Here is a 20,069-nt window from a genome sequence, read left to right as displayed (position 1 = left end):
CCGAAAGACCTCTCCCCTCAGCCCTTCACCGGCAGGTTCCGCATCGTCTCCATCGTATGCTCGAACGAGCGGATGCCGGCGTCCGAACCGAGGCCGGTGGCGACCAGCGCCGCGCTCGCCTGCGCGAATCGCAGCGACGTCTCCAGGTCCATCTTCCGGTGCAGCGCGGTGATGAAGCCGGCGTCGAAGGCGTCGCCGCAGCCCGTCGTGTCCACCACGTCGATGGCATAGGCCGGCGATCTCACCCGCGTGCCGTCGCGGTGGGCGAAATAGGCGCCGTCGCCGCCGAGCGTGAACACGCAGGCGCTCGCCCCGTGGCCCAGGTAGAATTCGGCGCAGGCCTCCGGTCCCAGTCGCCCGGAAATGTCCTGGGCTTCCTCGATCGACGGCATGAAATAGTCGACATGGGCGAGCAGCGGCAGCACCAGGTGCGCGGTCGAGGCGTTGGCGGCCAGGAGGTCCAGCGTCGTCGTCCTGCCGCGCCGCCTGGCCTCCGCAAGGAGGTTGACGCTGCGCTGGCCGTCGAGCCGGCTGAGCAGGCCGGTGCCGCCGAGGTGCACGATCGGGGCGTCGAGCACCCGGTCGTAGTCGGCGTCGGCGACGTCGAAGTGGTCGGACGCGCCGCGCACATGCAGGGCCGGCCGGTCGCCGTTCGGCCGCACGTTGAGGATCGACGCAGAGGTCGGCACGCCGGATATCCGCTGCATCGCCGCGGTCTCGACGCCGAATTTCTCGAGCGTCATCAGCACGAAGTCGGCTTTCTCGTCGTCGCCGACGGCGCCGACGGCCAGCGCCTTCAGGCCGAGCTTGGCGGCGTCGATCACGGTGCCGCCGGCCGTGCCGGCGACCGTCAGGCGGATTTCGTCGATGAACTCGACGTTGCCGCGGTCCGGTATGCGCGAGACCGGCCGTCCCAGCACGTCGAGGATGTAGAGGCCGATGAATGAGGCGTCGTATCGCATCGGGTCAGCCGCGCAACCGTGCGGTGGTGTCTGTCGTGACGGTCATAAAATCCTCCCTCGTGGTCATCGGGCCGTTTGTGGTTGTGATCGACGCCCTCCGGTTGGATAGCATCGCCCCCGGCGTCGGTGAAGGCGCAGGCGCGCCGCCTTTGGCCATCGATCCCGGTTGCGGGCGGTCTCGGCCGCCGCCGACAGGTGGCGCATGAGTAGGGCGGCAAGGTCAGGCTCCAGGCGCAGCCTGGCGATCGCCTCGCCCATGCATCCGAGCCAGAGGTCGCGCATCTCCGGCCCGATCGGCACATGCTCGTGGATTTCCTTCAGCCGGGCATGGCCGTGCTTCATCACGTAGCGCTGCGGTCCGCCGAAGAAGCCGCTCAGATAGTTGAACTGCTCCTCGCGCGAATGGGCGACGCCGAAACCACGCATGTGCAGCATATGCAGGTCATGCGCATGGTCCTCCTGCTCGATGATGTCGTAGAAGGTCTCGACCAGCGCGCGGACCCCGTCGTCGCCGCCCAGTCGCTCATAGGCTGACGCCCGCGGCCGTTCCGTGTTGCCCATGGCGTCCCTCCCGCCTCGCTCGGCGCCATTGATATCGATCGAAGCTGCCTTGTCCACGCGCGATTGCTTGGCGACCACTTACCGCATCCGGTGGCCGGCCCGCGAGAAGGCTATGTGTTGCGCAAAATGGTGCTAGAAATGCCGATGCGGAAAGGCTGGCCCGGGGAGGGAAGCGGGATGCAAATCAGGAAATCGAGGCTGAGAGCAGCGCTGGCGATGGCCTGTGCCGCGTGCGCCCTGCCGGCCGCCGCGCAATCGGATTCCGGCGATGCCGAGGCAGGAGCGCTGGTCGCCCAACAGATCAGGCAGCAGGGATTTTCATGCGCCGAACCGGTCACGGCGAACCGCGATCCTTCGGTCGATGACGACGCCGTCTGGTTGCTGACCTGCGCCGACGCGCACTATCGTGTCCGGCTGATCCCGGACCAGGCCGCCGAGGTCCAGCGCCTCGATTGAAGGACGGGGGGCATCCGCCGCCGTCAGCCCCACCGGGCCACGGTGCCTACGAACGCCCCCATGAAATCAGAACTTGTAGGCTACGCCTATGCGGACGTCGTGAATGTCGACGTCGATGTCGTATTCGTCATCGGAATGGTTGGAGATGAAGTTCTCCTTGCCGAAATCGGTGTAGCGATATTCGCCGCGGACGATCCAGTTGTCGGTGAAGGCATATTCGGCGCCCAGGCCGATGGTCCACCCGACCAGTCCGCCGTCGTGGTCGCCGTAGTCATCCCCGTTGTTGAGTTCCTCGAAGTCGTAATGGCCGAAGGCCACGCCGCCCGCCACATAGGGGAGGAACCGGTCGAACGCATATCCGAACCGGACGCGCGCCGCGCCCGTCCAGTCGATTTCGGTCGACGCCGAATAGGTATCGTCGCCGGGCGCCAGATCCGAATCCTCGACGTTGCCAAACGCGAAATCGGCTTCGCCGCCCAGAACGACGCCGTTGGCGAACTGATGATTGTAGCCGACATAGAGGCCGCCGATGAACCCGTCCGGATCGTTGGCGTAGTCGTAGTCCGGATCCGGACTATCGGGATCATAGACATAGTCTGCATTGCCGAACGCGTAGCCGACCTGGCCACCAACATAGACGCCGGACCAGTTGTAGGTCGAATCGACGACCACGACATCCTCGACCATGGCGTCGGCCGCCATCGCGGACCCCGCGAAACCAAACGCAAGCGCCGTCGCAACTATTACTGACTTCATGGATTTGTTCTTTCTCGTATCTGCGAGAAGCTAATCTAGCAGGTATCTCGCGCGAAGGTTGTTGCCGGGCGGCAACAGAGTCGAGATCTTTACATAAGAGGATGCTGCAAGATGGGGGAGGGGCCGGCCGGCTACCGGATCGCCGATGACGTTTCTTCGCGAAACCTCGTCCTCAGCCAGTCCTTCGGCAGGGCCGGCACGTGGTTGCCGTCGCGTCCGGTCATGTCCTCGTTGGCGGTGAGGCTGTTCAGGATCGCCTCTTCGGTGGCCTGCACTGTTGCGTCGAAGAAGCGGTCGATGTCGACGTCCGGCACGTATTCCGCGTGCGCCAACCTGCCCGACGCGCCTGTGGCCGCCTCCGCGTTCGCGGTGGAGAAGGCGAGGAAGATGTCGCCGGAACTGTGGTAGCCGTAGCCGCCGGTCGCCGCCACGCCGAGCGGAACGCGCCTGGCAATCCGCTTGAGCTGGTGCGGCATCAGCGGCGCGTCGGTGGCGACGATGGCGATGATCGAACTCTTCTCGGCCCGCGCCGTGCCCTCGCGGATCGCCGGCTCGGCCAGTTCCGGCCCGGCCCTGACGCCGCGCACCGTCAGGTTCCGGCGCTCGCCGAAGTTCGACTGCACGAAGACGCCGAGCGCATAGCGCCGCCCCTCCCATCCGACGAGGCGCGAGGCGGTGCCCGAGCCCGCCTTGAACGCGCAGGTGATCATGCCCGTGCCGCCTCCGACGCTGCCTTCCTCGATGGGACCTGAGGACGCGCCATCAAGCGCCGCCGTCACATGGTCGAAGGTCAGGTGGTGTCCGTTGATGTCGTTCAGGAAGCCGTCATAGGTCTCGCCGGCCACCGGCAGCGCCCAGGCATCGTCCAGCGCGCCGGGCGCCAGGCCGTGCGCCCAGCGCAGCGTGCCGTCGCGCGCGACCCCGCAGCTGTGGGTGTTGGTGATCGTGATCGGCAGGTTGAACGCGCCGATCTCCTCAATCAGGTGCGAGCCGGTCAGCTCGCCATTGCCGTTGCCGCTGAAGATGCCGGCGAAGACGGGTTCGGCGATGCGGTCGCGCGGCCGGGGCAGGATCGCCGTGACGCCGGTCCGGACCGGCCCCCTGCCGGAGACCAGCGCGCCGTCGCCGGAAATCAGCGTGGCATAGCCGACGGTCACGCCCGGCACGTCGGTGATGGCGTTGTTCTGCCCGGGCTCGCCGTCGAAGGGAAGGCCGAAGCTTCGCGCGCGCGGCTTGCCGGAGGGCGTGGCGAGGTGAGGGTCTTGCCGGTTCGTCATGCTCAGAACAAGGATCCCTGGTTGCCGGGGTCTCGGGTCTTGCCGGCGGGCCGCGGGGATTTGAGCCGCATCCCGCCGCCGGTCGCCTGCGCGGTGCCGTCGGCGAACTTCAGCGTCAGTTCGGCGCCGGGCGATACCTCGGCCGCGCGCTTGATCAGTTCGCCGTCCGCGCCGATCACCAGCGCGTAGCCGCGGTCGAGGATCGCCTGGTCGGACAGCGCCAGCGTGGCGAGCAGCCGGTCGGCATGATCGAGCCGCGTCCGGTTGCGTTCGAGAAGCAGCGCCACCGCCTGGTCGGCGCGGCGTGCGAAATCCTGCAGACGTTCGTGCTGGAGCGCCTGGCGCCGGGCGATCGGCTCGGCTGACAGCCTCGCCCGGGCGCGGTCGAACTTGCCGCGCCGCTCGCGCACGATCGCCAGGAAGGCGCCCCGCGCGCGCTGCAGGTCGCGCGTCGCATTGCGCCTGGCTTCCGCCAGCCGCCGCTCCAGCGGTGCGGGCGTCAGCCGCGCCGCCGATGTCGCAAGATGCCGCCTGTGAGCCGTGATGGTCGCCCGGGCGCATTTCGGCAGCTGCTGCCCGGCGCGGTTGAGATGGCGGCGCGCCTCGCCGAGGCGGCGGGCCAGCACGGCCGGCGTCAGCCGCGCCGCCGTCAGGCGCGCGCGCTTGCGTTCGGTCGAGACTTCGAGCGCGCGTCCGAGCCGGCTGGTCGCCTCGTCGAAGCGGCGGCGCGGCAGCGCCAGCAGTTGGTCGGGCGACGGCAGCGCGCGCGCGGCCGCCCTCAGCGCCGTGCGCTTGCGTTCGACGCTCCGCGACATGCAGGCCTTCAGCCGCGCCGACAGGCCGGCAAGCGTCGCCTCCAGTTCGGCCTTCACCGGCACGGCGAATTCGGCGGCGCCGGTCGGCGTCGGCGCGCGCACGTCAGCGGCGTGGTCGATCAGCGTCCAGTCCGTCTCGTGGCCGACCGCCGAGATGACGGGGATGCCCGACGCCGCCACCGTCCTTGCCAGCGCCTCGTCGTTGAAGCCCCAGAGGTCCTCGAGGCTGCCGCCGCCGCGCGCCACGATGATGATGTCCGGCCGCGCGATGGCGCCGCCCTCGGCAAGCATGTTGAAGCCTGAAACCGCCGCCGCAACCTCGGGGCCGGACGTCTCGCCCTGCACGCGCACGGGCCAGACGATGACGTGCAGCGGAAAGCGGTCCTTGATGCGGTGGATGATATCGCGGATGACCGCGCCGGTCGGCGACGTCACCACGCCGATCGCGCGCGGCATGTAGGGCAGGGGGCGCTTGCGCTCCCGGTCGAACAGGCCCTCCGCCGCCAGCCGCCGCTTGCGCTCCTCCAGGAGCGCCATCAGCGCGCCGGCGCCGGCCGGTTCCAAATTGTCGATGACGATCTGGTAGCTCGACTTGCCGGGATAGGTGGTGAGCTTGCCGGTGGCGATCACCTCCATGCCTTCCTCGGGCCTGAACTTCAGCCGCTGCATGGTGGTGCGCCAAACGACGGCGTCGATCTTCGCCTTGTCGTCCTTCAGGCTGAAATAGGCATGGCCGGACGAATGCGGCCCGCGATAGCCCGACACCTCGCCGCGCACCCGGACATGGCCGAAGGCGTCCTCCACCGTGCGCTTCAGCGCATTGGAGATCTCGCTCACCGTGAATTCGGCGGCGTTGCTCCGTGGCCCGGGGCCGGATGATTCGATCAGATTGTCGCCCATGCCGAATTGGTGGGGTCATGGCGGCGGCCGGTCAAGCCCTGCGGCGCTGAACTCCGAGCCGGTGGCGAAGCCCGGCGCTCAGCGATATGCTGGCTGCCGGCAACGACAGGGGTATGTCACATGGCCTTGGATGTCATCGGCGCCGGCATGGGACGCACCGGCACATACACGCTGAACCTCGCCCTTGAGGCGATCGGTTTCGAACCCTGCCACCACATGGCGGACGTGATGGCCAGCCCGGAGCAGAAGGCGCTATGGCGAGCGGCCGGTCAGGGACAACTCCCGAACTGGGACGAGGCCTATGCCGACTATCGCGCTGCGGTTGACTGGCCTACGGCCCATTTCTGGCGCGAAGTGAGTGATCACTTTCAAGGGGCGAAGGTGATCCTGACCGTTCGCGATCCCGAGGCCTGGTACAAGAGCATGATGCAGACGTTGCGCCTCACCTGGGATCCTGCCACCAATGACCCTCGGTCCTTCGGCATCGCGGTGGTCTGCAACGCGGTCTTCGGCGGCCGCTTCGATGATCGTGATCATGCGATCTCCGTCTACGAGGCGCACAACGCAGCGGTCGAAGCGGCGCTCCCTCCCGAGCGCCTGCTCGTCTACAACGTCTCTGAAGGATGGGGCCCGCTCTGCGACTTCCTCGGCGTAGCGCCGCCTTCCGATCCGTTTCCGCGCTCCAATTCAACTGACGAGTTTCGCGCCCGCATCGGGCGCTGACGTCACCGTCCTCCCCGCGCCATGCCGTGCCCGATCAGCCGGTCGATCGTCTCGGCGTAGGGCACGCCGCTCGCCGCCATCGCCTTGGAGTACATGCTGATGTCGGTGAAGCCGGGGATCGTGTTCAGTTCGTTGACGAGGATGCGCATGTCCCCGGTCAGGAAGAAGTCGACGCGCGCCATCGCGTCGCAGCCAAGCGCGCGGAACGCCCTGGCGGCGAGATCGCGCATCTCGTTCTCGACGGCATCCGGCAACATTGCCGGCACGGTGAGTGCCGCTCCGTCGGCGTCGATATACTTCGCGTCGTAAGTGTAGAAGCCGTGGCTCGCTGCCGGCGCGATCTCGCCCGGCCGCGACACGAACAAGCCGCCCTGCGGGTCCTCCAGAACCGCGAACTCGATCTCGCGTCCCTTGACGAATTCTTCCGCCAGCAGCTTGTCGTCGTGGCGGAACCCTTCGGCCAGCGCCTTCGCGTAGTCCGCCTCGGTCGCGACCTTGCTCACCCCGACCGACGACCCCTGCCGCGCCGGCTTGATGAAAACCGGTAGTCCGAGCGCGCCCGCGACGTCAGCGAAAGCAGGCGCCGCTCCCGGCAGGATGGTCAGCGACCGGGCGGCCGGAATGCCCGCCTCGATGAGCAGCCGCTTGGCCAGGTCCTTGTCGAGCGCGTTCGCCGAACCGGCGATACCGCAGCCGACCAGCGGCACGCGCGCCACTTCGGCCAGTCCCTGCACGGCGCCGTCCTCGCCATGCAGTCCGTGCAGCACGGGGAACAGCGCGTCGATGGCCGGCACTGCGGCGGGCGTCCCGTCGGCCAGCACCGCCAGCATCCGGCCGTGTCCGCCGGGCACCAGGCAGACATCGACGCCGCTGTCGGGCGTCGCCAGCACGCCGCTTTCGAAGCCGGACAGCAGCCAGCGCCCCTCGCGCGTGACGAAGATCGGCACCGCATCGTATTTTTTCGGATCCAGCGCACCCATCACATTGGTCGCCGACAGCACGGACACGTCGTGTTCGGCGGAGCGACCTCCGAAAAGCACGGCGATACGAAGTCTGGTCTGGGGGTCGGGCATGGGGGAATCCGGGCGGTCTTGCGGCGGGAGCGAGTGCCCCTCCCATAGCTGCAACTGGGGGCCGGCACTACCCCCGAGGCGAGGATGCGCGCCGCAGCGGAAAGAGCGGTTTGTCTGGACCTCTCTAACCGCTCGTTAAGCCCCCGGGTGCGAAAGCTTACCGAACGGCAGGATTGGAATAGCGCGTGTCGAAGCCCCGGTATAAACCGCTGACCTCGCAGGTTACGCTGATCGTGTTGGCTCTGGCGGCCTTTACGCTGGCGATGGTGGCCGCATTCGGCACCTTTGCGACGCTTTCGACCGACCGCGGTTCGCTGGATAAGCAGAAGACGTTCGTCGCGACGGGCATCGCCGACGAGATCGCCGAACTGGTGCGCGAGCAGGCGAGCGTCACCGTGTGGGACGCCGCGCTGCTTGCCTCCCGCGAGGGCGACCAACGCTGGCTGGAGGAGAATCTCGGGGCCTGGCTGCACGAGTACTACGGCATTGACCGCGTCTACGTGATCGACGCCGCGGGACGGCCGGTCCATGCCATGCGCGATGGCGAAACGGTCGAGCCGGCCGCGTTCGAGGACGATCGCCTGTCGGTCGCGCCCTGGGTCGCCGATTTGCGCGCGCTCGCGAGGGAACGTGCGGGCGTGACCGAAGCGGAGCCGCCCGTCGTCAGCGGGCTGGTTTCCTTCGACGGCCGGCCCGCCATGCTCTCCGCCCAGCCGATCGTCCCGGACACCGACCGCGTGGCTCTCGAGGCCGGCGAGGACTACGTCCATATCGCCGTCCAGTTCGTCGACGCGACGGTCGTCGATCGCATCGCCGACAAGTACCTGCTCACCGGCGCCCACCTCCTGCCGCAGTCGGCGGCGGGTCTTCCGCAGGCCGCGGTGCCGCTGTCGGACGCCCATGGCGCGATCCTGGGCCATATCGCCTGGGAGGAGGATCGCCCGGGCACCGCGCTGGTGCTCCGGTCCAGTCCGGCGCTCGTCGCCGGCGGGCTGCTCGCCGCTGGCGTGCTCTGGTTCCTGCTGCGGCATCTTCGTCGCGCCGCAGGCGAACTGCAGCGCAGCCAGGACCAGGCGCAGTACCTCGCCTTCCACGACACGCTGACCGGCCTTCCCAACCGCGCGCTGTTCGAGGACCGGCTGAAGCGGGCACTGCAGGCGGTGGCGCGCGACAACCGCAGGGTCGGCCTGATCTACATGGATCTGGACCGCTTCAAGACGATCAACGACACGCTTGGCCATCCGGCCGGGGACGAACTGGTCAGGCAGACCGCGGGGCGCCTCGAAAAGTCGATCCGCCACGTCGACACGGTTGCCAGGCTCGGCGGCGACGAGTTCGCCATCATCGTCTTCGACGTCAAGGACGTCGCCACCGCGCAGGATCTCTGCCAGCGCCTGCTCGCCGAGATCGGCAAGCCGTTCGACCTGCTCGGCGACCAGGTCTTTGTCGGCGCCTCGATCGGCCTGGCGATCTCCAGCGGCGCCGACACCGACCCCGGCGATCTCCTGCGCAAGGCCGACATCGCGCTCTACGAGGCCAAGAAGAACGGCCGCGGCCGCTACGAGGTCTTCGCCGGCGACATGGACGACCTGCTGACCCGCAAGCGCATGATCGAGAGCGACCTGCGCGCCGCCCTCAGCGGCGGCGGCGGAATGAAGCTGGTCTACCAGCCGGTCTTTGGCGCCAACGGCCGCACCATGCTCGGCGTCGAGGCGCTGATCCGCTGGGACCATCCGCTGCACGGCGTGCTGTCGCCGGCGCATTTCGTGTCGATCGCCGACGAGCGCGGCATGACCAATCTGCTCGGCGACTGGGTGCTGGGCGAGGTCGTCGACTTCGCCGCCCGCGCCGACCTGCCATGGGTCGCCGTCAACGTCTCGCCGCTCCAGCTGCGCGACACGGCCTATGTCGAGCGCACGCTCGGCGTATTGTCCGAAGCCGGCGTGTCGCCGCGGCGGATCCAGATGGAGATCGTCGAAAGCGCGCTCATCGAGAACAGCAGCGACACCACGACCGTGCTGTCGGCGCTGCGCGAGGCGGGCATCCGCGTCGCGCTCGACGACTTCGGCACCGGCTATTCCTCGATCGGCTACCTGCAGCGTCGCATGGTCGACAAGCTGAAGATCGATCGCTCCTTCGTGCGCATGCTGGGCGGCAGCGAGGGCAACGCCATCGTCAAGGCGATCATCGACCTTGCCGCCGCGCTCAACGTCACGGTCACGGCCGAGGGCGTGGAGACCGAGCAGCAACGCGACCTCTTGCTGGCGATGGGCTGCGACGAGATGCAGGGCTTCCTGCTGTCGCCGGCGCTGGAGGCCCGCGACCTGGTGCGGCTGCCGCCTACGGCCCGGGGGCCGCTGCGCGACCTGACCGGCTAGGGCTGACGCTTACTGGCTGGCGCCGATCACCGCGCCCGCCGCCGCGCCGCCCAGTCCGCCGACGACCGCGCCCGGCGTTCCGGCGATGGCGGCGCCCGCGACCGCGCCCGTGCCCGCGCCGATCACCGCGCCGCTTGCGGTGCGCGTCGCCTTGGTCGATCCGCAGCCGGCGAGCGTCGCGGCAAGCAGCATTACGGCCAGGGTGCGGGTCATGTCGTCTCTCCATCGGTGGCGATTCCGTCCGAGACTCGCGCCGGCGGGTTAACAATCGCTTTCCGATGTATTGCTGACCCCGGTTCAGGCTCTCGCCTGCGCCACCGGGATGCGTTCACCAGCCGGGCAGGATGTGCCCCGGCTTCAGCCTGCGCCCGCGTTGGGCGGCCAGCGCGGCGAAGTCGAAGCCTGCGGTCTCCTCGGCCAGGGGCACCGAGATGTTGTCGAGGCTTTCCGAGATGTGCCTTGCGATCGCCTCCACGATGTCGGCCCGCGCCGAATGGCCGCGCATGATGCCGATGCGGCAGTCGGGCAGGGCGCCGAACCCGTCGGATTCGGACAGAACCCGCATGCCCGGCCTGAGCGCGCATTCCGGCAGCACCGAGATCGCCAGCCCCGACAGAACGGCTGCCGTGATGACGGTCGCCGAATAGCTCGAGAACAGCACCCGGTAGTCGCGGTTCATCTTGTCGAGCACGTCGCAGGCCGCCCGCCGCCAGATGCAGGTGGGCCGGCCGAACGCCATCGGCAGCACCGGTTCCTCATGCGTCGCGTGGTTTGCCGACGACACCCACAGCAGGGGCTCGCGGCGCACCACTTCCGACTGGGCGCTCGCGTCGTTGTGGGTGACGATGGCGAGGTCGAGATTGCCGCGCTTCAGATGCTCGACCAGCCCCGGCGTCGGCTCGCACACCACCGTCAGCTCGACGCGCGGGTTGGAGCGCGAGAAGCGCGCCATGATCTCGGGCAGGAAACGGTCGGCATAGTCGTCGGGCAGGCCGATGCGCACCGTCCCTTCGAGCGCCCGGTCGTCGAAGGCGGCCAGCGTCTCGCGGTTGAGATGCATCAGCCGGCGCGCGTAGGACAACAGCCGTTCGCCGTCCTCGGTCAGCCGGTTGGTGCGGCCTTCCTTTTCGAACAGCGGCTTGCCGATGCGCTCCTCCAGCCGGCGCATCTGCATCGAGACGGCCGACTGCGTCCGGTGGACCTCGTCGGCGGCCTTGGTGAAGCTGCCCATGTCGGAGATCGTGATGAAGGTCTGCAACTGGTCGAGGTCGAGCGGCGCCATGACATGATCCATCATCGGGGTTGATGCAAAAGATTAAAAACATTCGTTGGATAGATCAATCTAACGGTGGCACTATCCCGACGTCAACTGACAGGGCAACCGTTGTTTCCGGCCGCATCACGCGGCGACGGAGCGCCGTCGTTCGCCCCGCACGCACGGAGAAATGCCATGGCCACGATCCACGCAGCCCCCACGCACCATGCGGCGCGCGCCTCGACGGCGGCGGTGCTGGCCGTCGTGACGGCCGCAGCCGGCTTCCTGCGCGCTTTGAAAAACCGACGCGAAATCTATCGGCTGGGCGAACTTTCCGACACCCAGCTCGCGGACATCGGGCTCACCCGCGCCGATCTCGGCGTGGTCGTCGACCTTCCGTTCGTGCGCGATCCGACGGCGCATCTCGGCGTGCTCGCCGAAGCGCGCCAGCGCGAGGTCGAGGCGCTCGCCCGGCAGGTGGCCTGAGCCGCGACGGCCGAAGCAGATCCCCCCGCGCCGGCTTTCCCCCCAGGCCGACCGCGCGATGACGGCGTCCACCCCGGCGAGGGGTGGTCGCCGTCATGGGGACGTTCCGTTCGCAGCAGGCGGGTCGATCCCGGCCGGCCCTATCGGTAGCGGTCCATACCCCGCGAAAACTGGTCGAAGATCGAGCCGACGTTCTTTTCGTATTCGTCGCGCTGCTTTCGCCCGCTTTCGAACATCTCGCCGAACAGGTCGTCATAGGGGTTCTTCGTCCGCCCGCTCGGGTTGGCGCGGGGCTCTCGCGCCTGCGGTTCGGGCGCCGGCGCGCGTCCGCCCTGGCCACCCGCCTGGGCTCCCTTCAGCATTTCCTCGAAAATCTTGCCGAGCGGATTGTCGCCGAACGGGTTCTCGGGCTGCGGGGCGGCGCGGCCACGCGGTTGCTGCCTGGGCGCCGGCTGCTCGCCGCCCGGCATTCCGGGGACGGCGCCGCCGAACATGTCCTTCAGCACCTTGCCGAACGGGTTGTCGAAGGGGTCAACCTGCTGCCGGGGGTCGGCCTGGGGCTCACGCGCCCGCGGCTGTTCGGCCTGGCCGCCACCCATCTGTCCGCCCTGCCGCATCATCTGCTCGATCAGTTCGCCGAGCGGGTTGCCCGAGCCGCCGAAGCCGGCCGCCGCCTGTCCCGGGAAGGCCTGGCCGGGGCTCAGCTGCCCGGGGCTGAACTGGCCCGGATTGAACTGGTTGATCGACTGCTTGAACAGGCCGCCCATGATCATCGCGGCGATCGCCGGCAGCATCTGCTGCAGCACCTGCTGGCTGATGCCGGTCGCCTGCGCGGCCTGTGCGGCGACCGCGCGCGAAAGCTCCTTCGAGCCGAACAGATGGCCGAGGATGCCGTTGCCTTCCGCCATTCCCTGCGGCGACATGGCGTTCTGCGCGTCCTCGAAATATTTCGCGTGGTTGCCGGTCGCCATCGCGTTGATGAAAGCGCCGACTCCGTAGGGATCGGACGCATTGCGCTTGAGCCCCTGGCTGAACGCCGGCAGCAGCGCCTCGATCGCGGCCTGCGCCTGCTGCTGCGAGAGATTGAACTGCCGGGCGAGCTGGTCCATGCCCTGGCCGTTCTGTGCGTTCGCAAGCATGTCGAACAGGTTCATCGTGGCTCCTCCGTTTCCGCAGGGGGAAGCGTAGTGCCTTTTGCCACTGGAATGAAGTGGTCTTCAGGCTTGGCGCGGGAGGCGGCCGCCAGGCGGCCGCCTCGTCTTTGGCATTCAGAACGCCGTGCTGAAACCCAGCGTGCCCTTGAAGCCGTAGCTGCCCTCGAAGCTGGTCGAGGCGAGCGCCTCGCCGTAGAGCGCGTACTTGCCGTCGGCCCAGCGATAGGTGCCGCCCAACCCGAGTTCCGCGCCGAAGGCGTCCGGCTCGAAGGCGACCTCCGTGCCCGCCACGTCGACCGCCGTTCCGTCCAGGAACTCGTAGGTGAGATTGGCGATGCCGTAGACATGGCTGCGGCCGGCGCCGGCGCCGGCATCGTAGTCCAGCGACGCGCCGATGCGTCCTTTCAGGCTGTCGCCGCTCTCGAGCGAGACGGTCGCGCCGAACGGATCGGTGAAGTTGTCGAAATCGACCGAGGTGTAGGCGAACTGCGCCTGCGGGGTGACCGACCAGTTGCCGCTGACGGGCAGTTTCCGACCGGCCTCGATGCTGAAGGCATAGCCGACGCCGTCATTGCCGTCGGCGAGTTCACCGGTCGCGTCGGCCGAGAGATCGCTCGACAGGCGGGCGATCGCGGCCTGGCCGTCGACATAGATGCCGTCATTGCCGTACCAGGTCAGCGTGGCGCCGACGCCATAGCTGTCGGTCGAATTGTCGCCGTTGCCGAGGTCGGACTCGATGTCGGCGTTGACCCGCCCGTACTGCGCGTTGAAGCCGCCGATGAGCATGCCCGAGGCGTTCTCGGCAAGCAGGCCGTCGATGCCCGCCTGCACGAGGAAGCGGTCGCTGTCGTAGGCGGCGCCGCTTGTCGAATCGCCCTCGACATGACGATGCGCGCCCTCGATCCGGGTCCACAGATTGCGCGGACCCGCATAGCCCGCCGCCGCGTCGGCTCCCGGCCAGTAGCGGTCGCCGACGCGCTGCTGCAGGGTCGGCAGTTCGGTCAGGCCGAGCATCACGACCGGGTAGTTCTCGTAGACCGGAACGGTCGGGGCGAGCGTATCCGTCATGCGCAGGTACCAGTCGCCGTCGGCGGGATCGGCGATGCCGTTCTGGAAAAGGCCGTAGAGATAGGCCCCGCCGATCGCCGGAGCGCCGAGCACGAAGGCGTCGGCGGCGGACGCTCCCGCCACGTCGACGATCTTGATGCCGTCGCCCGTCGTTGCCAGCCCGCCGCTGCCGACATTGGTCACGAAAACCCGCGTCGCGCCGGCGCCGAGGATCGAGTCCCCGGTGATGGCGAGAAGATCGGTGGGGAACGAAGGATCGCCGAAATCGGTCTCGATCCGCAGCGCGCCGCCCGCGCTCGTATAGTTGCCGTCGATGGTCAGCGTGCCGATTCCGTTGCTTCCCGGAGCGATGGCGCCGCCGGCATAGTTCGCGGTGTCGCCGACCGAGCCGGTGCCGGCGAGAATCCCACCCCTGACATCCATGATGCCGCTGAGGGCGCCGTTCACCTCCAGCGTGCCGCCGTAGACGCTGGTCAGGCCGGTGAAGCCCGGCTGGTCGGCGTTGAAGATGGTGCGCCCGGCATACTGGTTGATGGCGCCTGCGCCGTTGATCGGGATGTCGAACACATAGCCGGTTTCGGTGTGGTTGAAATTGATGTCGGCGCTTGCGGCGAGGGTAACCGCCAACGCCTCGAGCGTGCCGGCCGCGACTGCCGCCTCGCCGAGCGCGCCGCCGATGTTCAGCGTGGCGTCGCTGTTTGCGAATGCGCCGCCGAGCACGAGGGCCGATGCGCCTCCGTTGACGACGACCCTGCCGTCATTGGCGATGGTCAGGGTTCCGGCGCGTCTCGTCCCGACGTTCATCGCTGTCGCGGCAAGTTGCGAGCCAGCGCCGGAGACCAGCACGTCGAACTCGGTCGCGACGTTGCTGGTGGTTGTGCCGACGTTGACCGTCGCCGCAGTGACGGCGCCGCCATCGAGGATGGAAAGCGAACCGGTATGCATGGACAGCGTCGTGCCCGTATCCCATCTCGACCCGTTGCCGGAAACCACCGCGGTGACCCGCCCACCGGGGTGGGCGGTGTTTCCGAGGCCGGCCCAATTGGTGGCATTGGTGATGTCCACCACCGCGCCGCCCAGCACATTGATGGAGGTGACGCCGTTGTAGGATCCGAAGCTGTTGGCTTCCAGCGTCGAGCCGTCGCCGAGAATGTTGATCGTCGCGGTGCCGCCGCCCGCGATCTTGTGGGCCGATATGGTTGCGTTCAGGTTGCTATATGCAGCCCCATCCTCGATGGTCAGGGTCGATCGGCTGCCGACGCCGCCGCTGAGGGCGGTCGTGTCGGTGCCCGTGGCGACCAGCCTCGTCCCTGCGCCCGATAGCGTCAGGCTCGCCACCTGGCCCGCTCCGCCTGCTATGTCCAGCTGGGACAACGTGCCGACAGACGTACCAAACGTGACTTCGCTGCCGCCGGTGACGAGCGTGTGCCCGCCATCGAGGCCGATTCTGGTGATGCCGGCGCCGGTCGCACCGTCGATGATGAGTTCGCCCTCGCCGACCTTGCCCAGCGGGCCCGTATTCAGGACGCCGGTTCCCTGGATTTGGCCCGAGATCGTCAGGCTTGCCCCGCTCGCAATGTTGAACAGGGCGCCCGACGCGTATGACAGCGTGTTGGCGCCGGTGTCGATCGTGATCGCCTTCACTGCGATCGCAGGGGGCGGGCCGGCAATCGTGAAACTCGCCGTCAGCGTGATGGTGGATGCCGCATCCGGGTTCGCCTGCGCGTCCGCTATCGCCTGGTAGAACTCGGCCTCGCTGGATGCCACGAAATTTGCGGCCCGCGCCGCCGGGGCCGTGAGGCCAAGAGCGAGGGCGGCTATGCAGGCGCCCCCGAGAAGTTCGTATTTTCTGTTTAGTCTAGTGTCCGATGCGCCCCCGCCTGCGCGTACCTGCATTAATCCAATTCCCTGAATGCACTGCCTGAGATCTGGAACAATGAACTTGATTTCAGATCTTTGACAAGTGCGAATTCAAGGCAATAAATCAAAAATGCTTAATAAAACCCGCAATTACGTACACGATATACTGATTAGATGAGGCTTTATAAGCAATCTTGAAGATTATGAATTGTCGCTTCAGTGCGGGAATAGCCCCATCTCTGGGGTATCCGGCCTAGTAGGCGTATTCGAGGAATACGGGCTCGATCGAGCCGCCCCAGCGGGTGTGGTAGGCGCCGAGCATCTCCTCGGCGCTGGTCGAGCCGCGCGCCACCACTTCGTCGAGCGGGGTCAGGAAGGACGTCTCGTCGTAGCCGTCGCGGTTGAGCTGCGCACGGTTTCTCAGGCCGAGCCTCGACAGCGCGAGAACCTCGCGGGCGAGGTCGCGCAGCGTCCGGCCGCGGAACTCGGCGTTGATGCCCTTGGCCGGGACGGCTTCGCGCATGTCGTTGACCTCGGCAAAGCTCCAGTCGCGGGTCAGCGCCTCGGCCGCGTCGAGCGCTTCGGCGTCGTAGAGCAGCCCGACCCAGAAGGCCGGCAGGGCGCAGATCCTGCGCCAGGGACCGCCGTCGGCGCCGCGCATCTCCAGGAAGCGCTTCAGCCTGACATCGGGGAAGAGCGTCGACAGGTGGTTGGCCCAGTCGCCGATCGTCGGGTCGCATTCTGGCAGCTCGCGCCGCGCCTCGCCGGTCAGGAACTGGCGGAAGGTGTAGCGCGTCATGTCGATATACTGGCCGTCGCGGATGACGAAATACATCGGCACGTCGAGCGCCCAGTCGACATAGTCGAAGAAGCCGAAATCGCCGGCGAAGCAGAATTCCTTGAGGCCGGAGCGCTGGTTGTCGGTGTCGCGCCAGATGTCGCCGCGCCAGGAGACCAGCCCGTTGGGCCGGCCCTCGGTGAAGGGCGAGTTGGCGAACAGCGCGGTCGCCAGCGGCTGCAGCTTCAGCGAGACCTGCATCTTGCGGCGCATGTCCGCCTCGCTCTCGAAGTCGAGATTCACCTGGATCGTGCAGGTGCGGTACATCATGTCCAGGCCCTTGGTCCCGACCTTGGGCATGTAGCGCGTCATGATCTCGTAGCGCGACTTCGGCATCCTGGGCGTCTCGGCGAGCGTCCATTTCGGGCTGCCGCCGAGGCCGAGGAAGCGGATGCCGAGCGGCTCGGCGATTTCGCGCAACTGCGCGAGATGCGCGTTGCCCTCGCGGCAGGTCTGGTGCAGCGTCTCAAGCGGCGCGCCCGAAAGCTCGAACTGCCCGCCGGGCTCAAGGCTGATCGCGCCCTGGCCGGTCGGCTCGACCAGGCCGATGATGCGCCCGGCGTCGAGGATCGGATCCCAGCCGAGCTTCTGCTGCATGCCTTCGAGGATCGCCCGAATGCCGCGCGTCCCGCCATAGGGAACCGGCGCGTTGCCATCGACGAAGAACGGAAACTTCTCGTGTTCCGTGCCGATCCGCCACTTCTGCCGGGGCTTGTTGCCTTCGGCGAGATGCGCGACGAGTTCGTCGATGCTCTCGATCGGCCTGGAATCGGTGGTGTCGCGCGCCATGGTCTGCCCTCAAGCGGACGCCGTTCCGGGCCGCCCGGCGCTTGATGGCCGAAATGTCAGGAGACTATCAAGCAAAAAAAGTTGAGCAGCCGATGAAGCGCGTTGACGTGCCTACCAGTCGCCGACCGTCGCCTGCATGACGGCGAGCGCGGCGACGGCCGCGGTGTCGGCCCTGAGGATGCGCGGACCGAGCGGGATCGCGGTCACGAAGGGCAGGGCGCGCAGTTGCCTGCGCTCGTCGTCGGAAAAGCCGCCTTCCGGCCCGACCAGCAGGGCCAGTTTCGTCTCGCGCACGGCCTGCAGGGCAGGCAGCGGATTGTTGGTGGAGGAATCCTCGTCGCAGAAGACGAGCCGCCGCTCCTTGTCCCAGCCGGCCAGCAGCCTGTCGAACTTCAGCGTCTCGCGAACCTCGGGGATCGCCAGGATGCCGCATTGTTCGGCTGCTTCCACCGCGTTGGCCTGAAGCCGCTCGATGCCGACCCTGGCAAGCTGCGTGTGCTGGGTGATGACCGGCTGCAGCACGCCGGCGCCCATCTCGACCGCCTTCTGGACGAGGTAGTCGAGCCGGCCGACCTTCAGCGGCGCGAAGCAGTAGACGAGGTCGGGCGTCGCCGGCTGCGGCCGTGTCTGCTCGACCGCGTCGAGCCGAAGCGTCTTCTTCCCCCTGGCGGAGATCCGCGCCAGCCACTCGCCGTCGCGGCCGTTGAAGACCAGCAGTTCGCTGCCTTCCGGCATGCGCAGCACGTTCGACAGATAATGACTCTGTTCGGGGCCTGCCTCGAAGGCCGACCCGGCCCGAAGGTCGTCCGGCACGAACAACCGTTGCATCTTGTAATTGGCGCGCATCGACAAGCAATGCTTCAGCGCGTGGCGACCGTCAAGCACGCGACGGCGTTCTAGATATCGGGTCCGATCGCCGCGGCGTTGGCCTCGAAATCCCTCAGCGTCGCGCTCCAGATCGGCCGGTAGCCGGCCCGGATCGCGGCGACCGTCGCCGGCGGAGTCAACAGGGACGTGTCGTCCGTCTCGACGCCCGCGCGGCTGCAGATCCTGCCGTATCCCTGCATGAACCAGGGGACCAGCCAGTCGCCGTGGACCGCGAAAGCCAGGCCGCCCTGCGCCACCATCGCGCCGTCCGGCAGGCTCCAGGCTTCCGCAGGCGTCAGCTTGCGCGGCGTTCCGCCAGACGCGCGGCGTTCCCCGTGCAGGACCCGGTCGACCGCGGGGGCGGCGATCGACGCGAGGCCACGGCCCCGGGCGAAGCAGTCGCAAAACTCCTTCGCTCGCTCGCGCTGGCAGGTGAAACATGGCCGGTGACCCGCCGACAGGGCCGTAACCTCGTCGAGGAAGAACAGTTCGGTCCAGCCGGCGCCGCCGTTCGGCCCGTTGCGGCCCATGACGTCGCGCCGCCGCCCCTTGTAGTCGCAGGTACAGACGATCCACGCCTTCGTCGTCCAGCGGCGCTTCAGGAGCGTCTTGGTCGCGGGGTCGTGGATGATCCCGCGATTGCCGGTGAACAGGCCGCGCGCGTCGGCCGCGTGGATGTCGCCGAACGGGTCGACCCGGTTCTGCAGTGGCATAGACGATGGCCTCTTCTTGGCGTGTCGGGCTCGTGGTATCCGTGCTCCGCTCTTGGCGGATGGAACGGAAATGCGCGTACTGGTGGTCCAGAATTTCGATGATGAGGGGCTTGGTCAACTCGGCACCGCCCTGCACGAGGCGAAGGCGGAGCTGGACCTGCGCCGCCCCTACGACGGCGAAAGCCTGCCGGCGGACGCCGAAGGCCATGATGCGCTGATCGTGCTCGGCGGCGGACAGAACGCCCTCGACGACGCGGGCTGCCCCTATTTCCCCTCGCTGCTTTCGCTGATGCGCGAATTCGCCGACAGCGGCCGCGCGGTGCTCGGTGTCTGCCTCGGCAGCCAGCTGCTCGCCCGCGCCTATGGCGCGGAAAACCTTGTCGGCGCGGCCTCCGAGTTCGGCTGGCACGGCATCGAGCAGACCGCGGAAGGCGCCGGCGACCCGGTGATCGGCGCCCTGCCCGGGACGTTCAGCAGCTTCCAGTGGCACGACGACACCTTTACGCTGCCGCCGGGCGCGGTTCGGCTGGCGACCAATCCGGCCGCTGAGAACCAGGCCTTCCGCATCGGCCGCGCCGCCTACGGCACGCAGTTCCATTTCGAGGCCGACCGCCCCCACGTCGCCCGCTGGAACGCCGTCTTCGCCGACCTGTTGGCCGAACGGCAGCCGGGCTGGGCGATCCGCCACGACGCCGAGGCGGCACGGCACGGCGCTGCCGCCGATGCCGCAGGGCTGGCGCTTGCCCGCGCCTGGGTCGCGGCGATCCCAGCCGGCATGCGGGTTCGGGACAGCGCATCCGCCTGATCTGCAACAGAATTTGCCCGAAAACGAAACAATTCGGCCGCCGAACCGGCATGGTCCGGTCACAATCGGCGCGGATAACGCTCCGATACGATGTCGAGGCTCCGAATCATGGTGCACGAACAAGAGATCGAATGCCGCCTGCGCGCGGCGGACAGGGCAATCCGGCCGGCGGGACGGGTTGTTGCCGGGCCGTTCGACCCGGCAACCAAGGACGCCGCCACGACGTCCCTGTCGGACGCGCTGGTCACCGGGCTGCTCGTCGTCTACCCGGCGGTCGCGACGGTCGTGGCCCTGGTCGTCGGTCTCTCCCTGTCCGGACCCGTGGCGTGACGC

Annotated in this window: 19 protein-coding genes; 6 read left to right on the top strand and 13 right to left on the bottom strand. The window is 67.9% G+C overall.

Going from position 1 to position 20,069, the window contains the following annotated elements; all coding sequences use genetic code 11:
* Positions 1-17: 17 nt before the first annotated feature.
* Together ABUE31_RS17235 and ABUE31_RS17230 are read right to left on the bottom strand one after the other, a co-directional pair.
* On the bottom strand, positions 18-962 hold the full coding sequence (locus ABUE31_RS17235; protein ID WP_367724920.1) for a carbohydrate kinase family protein: 945 nt from the start codon (positions 960-962) through the stop codon (positions 18-20).
* A gap of 63 nt (positions 963-1,025) precedes the next feature.
* Positions 1,026-1,523, bottom strand: coding sequence for a group II truncated hemoglobin (locus tag ABUE31_RS17230; protein WP_367724919.1), 498 nt, complete (start codon positions 1,521-1,523; stop codon positions 1,026-1,028).
* Between the two features lie 177 nt (positions 1,524-1,700).
* On the opposite strand from ABUE31_RS17230, the gene ABUE31_RS17225 reads away from it, so the two are divergent.
* The gene (locus tag ABUE31_RS17225; protein ID WP_367724918.1) at positions 1,701-1,979 is read left to right on the top strand and encodes a hypothetical protein; all 279 of its coding nucleotides are present in this window, start codon (positions 1,701-1,703) and stop codon (positions 1,977-1,979) included.
* 66 nt (positions 1,980-2,045) lie between these two features.
* On the opposite strand, the gene ABUE31_RS17220 is transcribed toward ABUE31_RS17225, so the two are convergent.
* The 3 genes from ABUE31_RS17220 to xseA form a co-directional block, all read right to left on the bottom strand.
* Positions 2,046-2,735, bottom strand: a complete 690-nt coding sequence (locus ABUE31_RS17220; RefSeq protein ID WP_367724917.1) for an outer membrane protein — start codon at positions 2,733-2,735, stop codon at positions 2,046-2,048.
* Positions 2,736-2,866: 131 nt separating this feature from the next.
* Positions 2,867-4,012, bottom strand: a complete 1,146-nt coding sequence (locus ABUE31_RS17215) for a DmpA family aminopeptidase (protein ID WP_367724916.1) — start codon at positions 4,010-4,012, stop codon at positions 2,867-2,869.
* A 2-nt stretch (positions 4,013-4,014) separates the two neighbouring features.
* Positions 4,015-5,727: an exodeoxyribonuclease VII large subunit gene (gene xseA, locus ABUE31_RS17210; protein WP_367724915.1), complete on the bottom strand. Its 1,713-nt coding sequence runs from the start codon at positions 5,725-5,727 to the stop codon at positions 4,015-4,017.
* Positions 5,728-5,847: 120 nt separating this feature from the next.
* Between xseA and ABUE31_RS17205 the strand changes: the two genes are divergently transcribed.
* A complete protein-coding gene (locus ABUE31_RS17205) occupies positions 5,848-6,450 on the top strand; it encodes a sulfotransferase family protein (RefSeq protein ID WP_367724914.1) in 603 nt (200 codons plus the stop codon).
* Positions 6,451-6,452: 2 nt separating this feature from the next.
* Here ABUE31_RS17205 and ABUE31_RS17200 read toward each other — a convergent pair whose 3' ends face one another.
* The gene (locus tag ABUE31_RS17200; RefSeq protein WP_367724913.1) at positions 6,453-7,523 is read right to left on the bottom strand and encodes a D-alanine--D-alanine ligase family protein; all 1,071 of its coding nucleotides are present in this window, start codon (positions 7,521-7,523) and stop codon (positions 6,453-6,455) included.
* Positions 7,524-7,708: 185 nt separating this feature from the next.
* Between ABUE31_RS17200 and ABUE31_RS17195 the strand changes: the two genes are divergently transcribed.
* Entirely contained in the window at positions 7,709-9,901 is a 2,193-nt protein-coding gene (locus ABUE31_RS17195) for a putative bifunctional diguanylate cyclase/phosphodiesterase (RefSeq protein WP_367724912.1), read from the top strand.
* 9 nt (positions 9,902-9,910) lie between these two features.
* On the opposite strand, the gene ABUE31_RS17190 is transcribed toward ABUE31_RS17195, so the two are convergent.
* Entirely contained in the window at positions 9,911-10,114 is a 204-nt protein-coding gene (locus ABUE31_RS17190) for a YMGG-like glycine zipper-containing protein (protein WP_367724911.1), read from the bottom strand.
* Between the two features lie 115 nt (positions 10,115-10,229).
* Positions 10,230-11,183, bottom strand: coding sequence for a LysR substrate-binding domain-containing protein (locus ABUE31_RS17185; RefSeq protein WP_367724910.1), 954 nt, complete (start codon positions 11,181-11,183; stop codon positions 10,230-10,232).
* Positions 11,184-11,351: 168 nt separating this feature from the next.
* On the opposite strand from ABUE31_RS17185, the gene ABUE31_RS17180 reads away from it, so the two are divergent.
* Positions 11,352-11,642, top strand: a complete 291-nt coding sequence (locus tag ABUE31_RS17180) for a YjiS-like domain-containing protein (protein ID WP_367724909.1) — start codon at positions 11,352-11,354, stop codon at positions 11,640-11,642.
* Between the two features lie 140 nt (positions 11,643-11,782).
* On the opposite strand, the gene ABUE31_RS17175 is transcribed toward ABUE31_RS17180, so the two are convergent.
* From ABUE31_RS17175 to ABUE31_RS17155, 5 genes are all read right to left on the bottom strand, one after another.
* Positions 11,783-12,796 (bottom strand): DUF937 domain-containing protein, encoded by a 1,014-nt coding sequence (locus ABUE31_RS17175; RefSeq protein WP_367724907.1) that lies wholly within the window; start codon positions 12,794-12,796, stop codon positions 11,783-11,785.
* Between the two features lie 114 nt (positions 12,797-12,910).
* Positions 12,911-15,631 (bottom strand): autotransporter family protein, encoded by a 2,721-nt coding sequence (locus tag ABUE31_RS17170; protein WP_367724906.1) that lies wholly within the window; start codon positions 15,629-15,631, stop codon positions 12,911-12,913.
* A 346-nt stretch (positions 15,632-15,977) separates the two neighbouring features.
* Positions 15,978-17,351 carry a glutamate--cysteine ligase gene (locus ABUE31_RS17165; RefSeq protein ID WP_367724905.1) on the bottom strand — a complete coding sequence of 458 codons (1,374 nt, stop codon included), beginning with the start codon at positions 17,349-17,351 and terminating at the stop codon, positions 15,978-15,980.
* A 111-nt stretch (positions 17,352-17,462) separates the two neighbouring features.
* The gene (locus ABUE31_RS17160; RefSeq protein ID WP_367724904.1) at positions 17,463-18,197 is read right to left on the bottom strand and encodes a 16S rRNA (uracil(1498)-N(3))-methyltransferase; all 735 of its coding nucleotides are present in this window, start codon (positions 18,195-18,197) and stop codon (positions 17,463-17,465) included.
* Between the two features lie 50 nt (positions 18,198-18,247).
* Positions 18,248-18,931, bottom strand: coding sequence for a hypothetical protein (locus tag ABUE31_RS17155; protein WP_367724903.1), 684 nt, complete (start codon positions 18,929-18,931; stop codon positions 18,248-18,250).
* A 70-nt stretch (positions 18,932-19,001) separates the two neighbouring features.
* Between ABUE31_RS17155 and ABUE31_RS17150 the strand changes: the two genes are divergently transcribed.
* A complete protein-coding gene (locus ABUE31_RS17150) occupies positions 19,002-19,736 on the top strand; it encodes a type 1 glutamine amidotransferase (RefSeq protein ID WP_367724902.1) in 735 nt (244 codons plus the stop codon).
* Between the two features lie 108 nt (positions 19,737-19,844).
* Positions 19,845-20,066, top strand: coding sequence for a hypothetical protein (locus ABUE31_RS17145; RefSeq protein WP_367724901.1), 222 nt, complete (start codon positions 19,845-19,847; stop codon positions 20,064-20,066).
* Positions 20,067-20,069 lie beyond the last annotated feature (3 nt).

The sequence above is a fragment of the Mesorhizobium marinum genome (assembly GCF_040813675.1).
GTDB lineage: Bacteria > Pseudomonadota > Alphaproteobacteria > Rhizobiales > Rhizobiaceae > Mesorhizobium_K > Mesorhizobium_K marinum.
The sequence above is the reverse complement of the archived record's forward strand: the minus strand, read 5'-3'. Positions and strand labels throughout refer to the sequence as shown.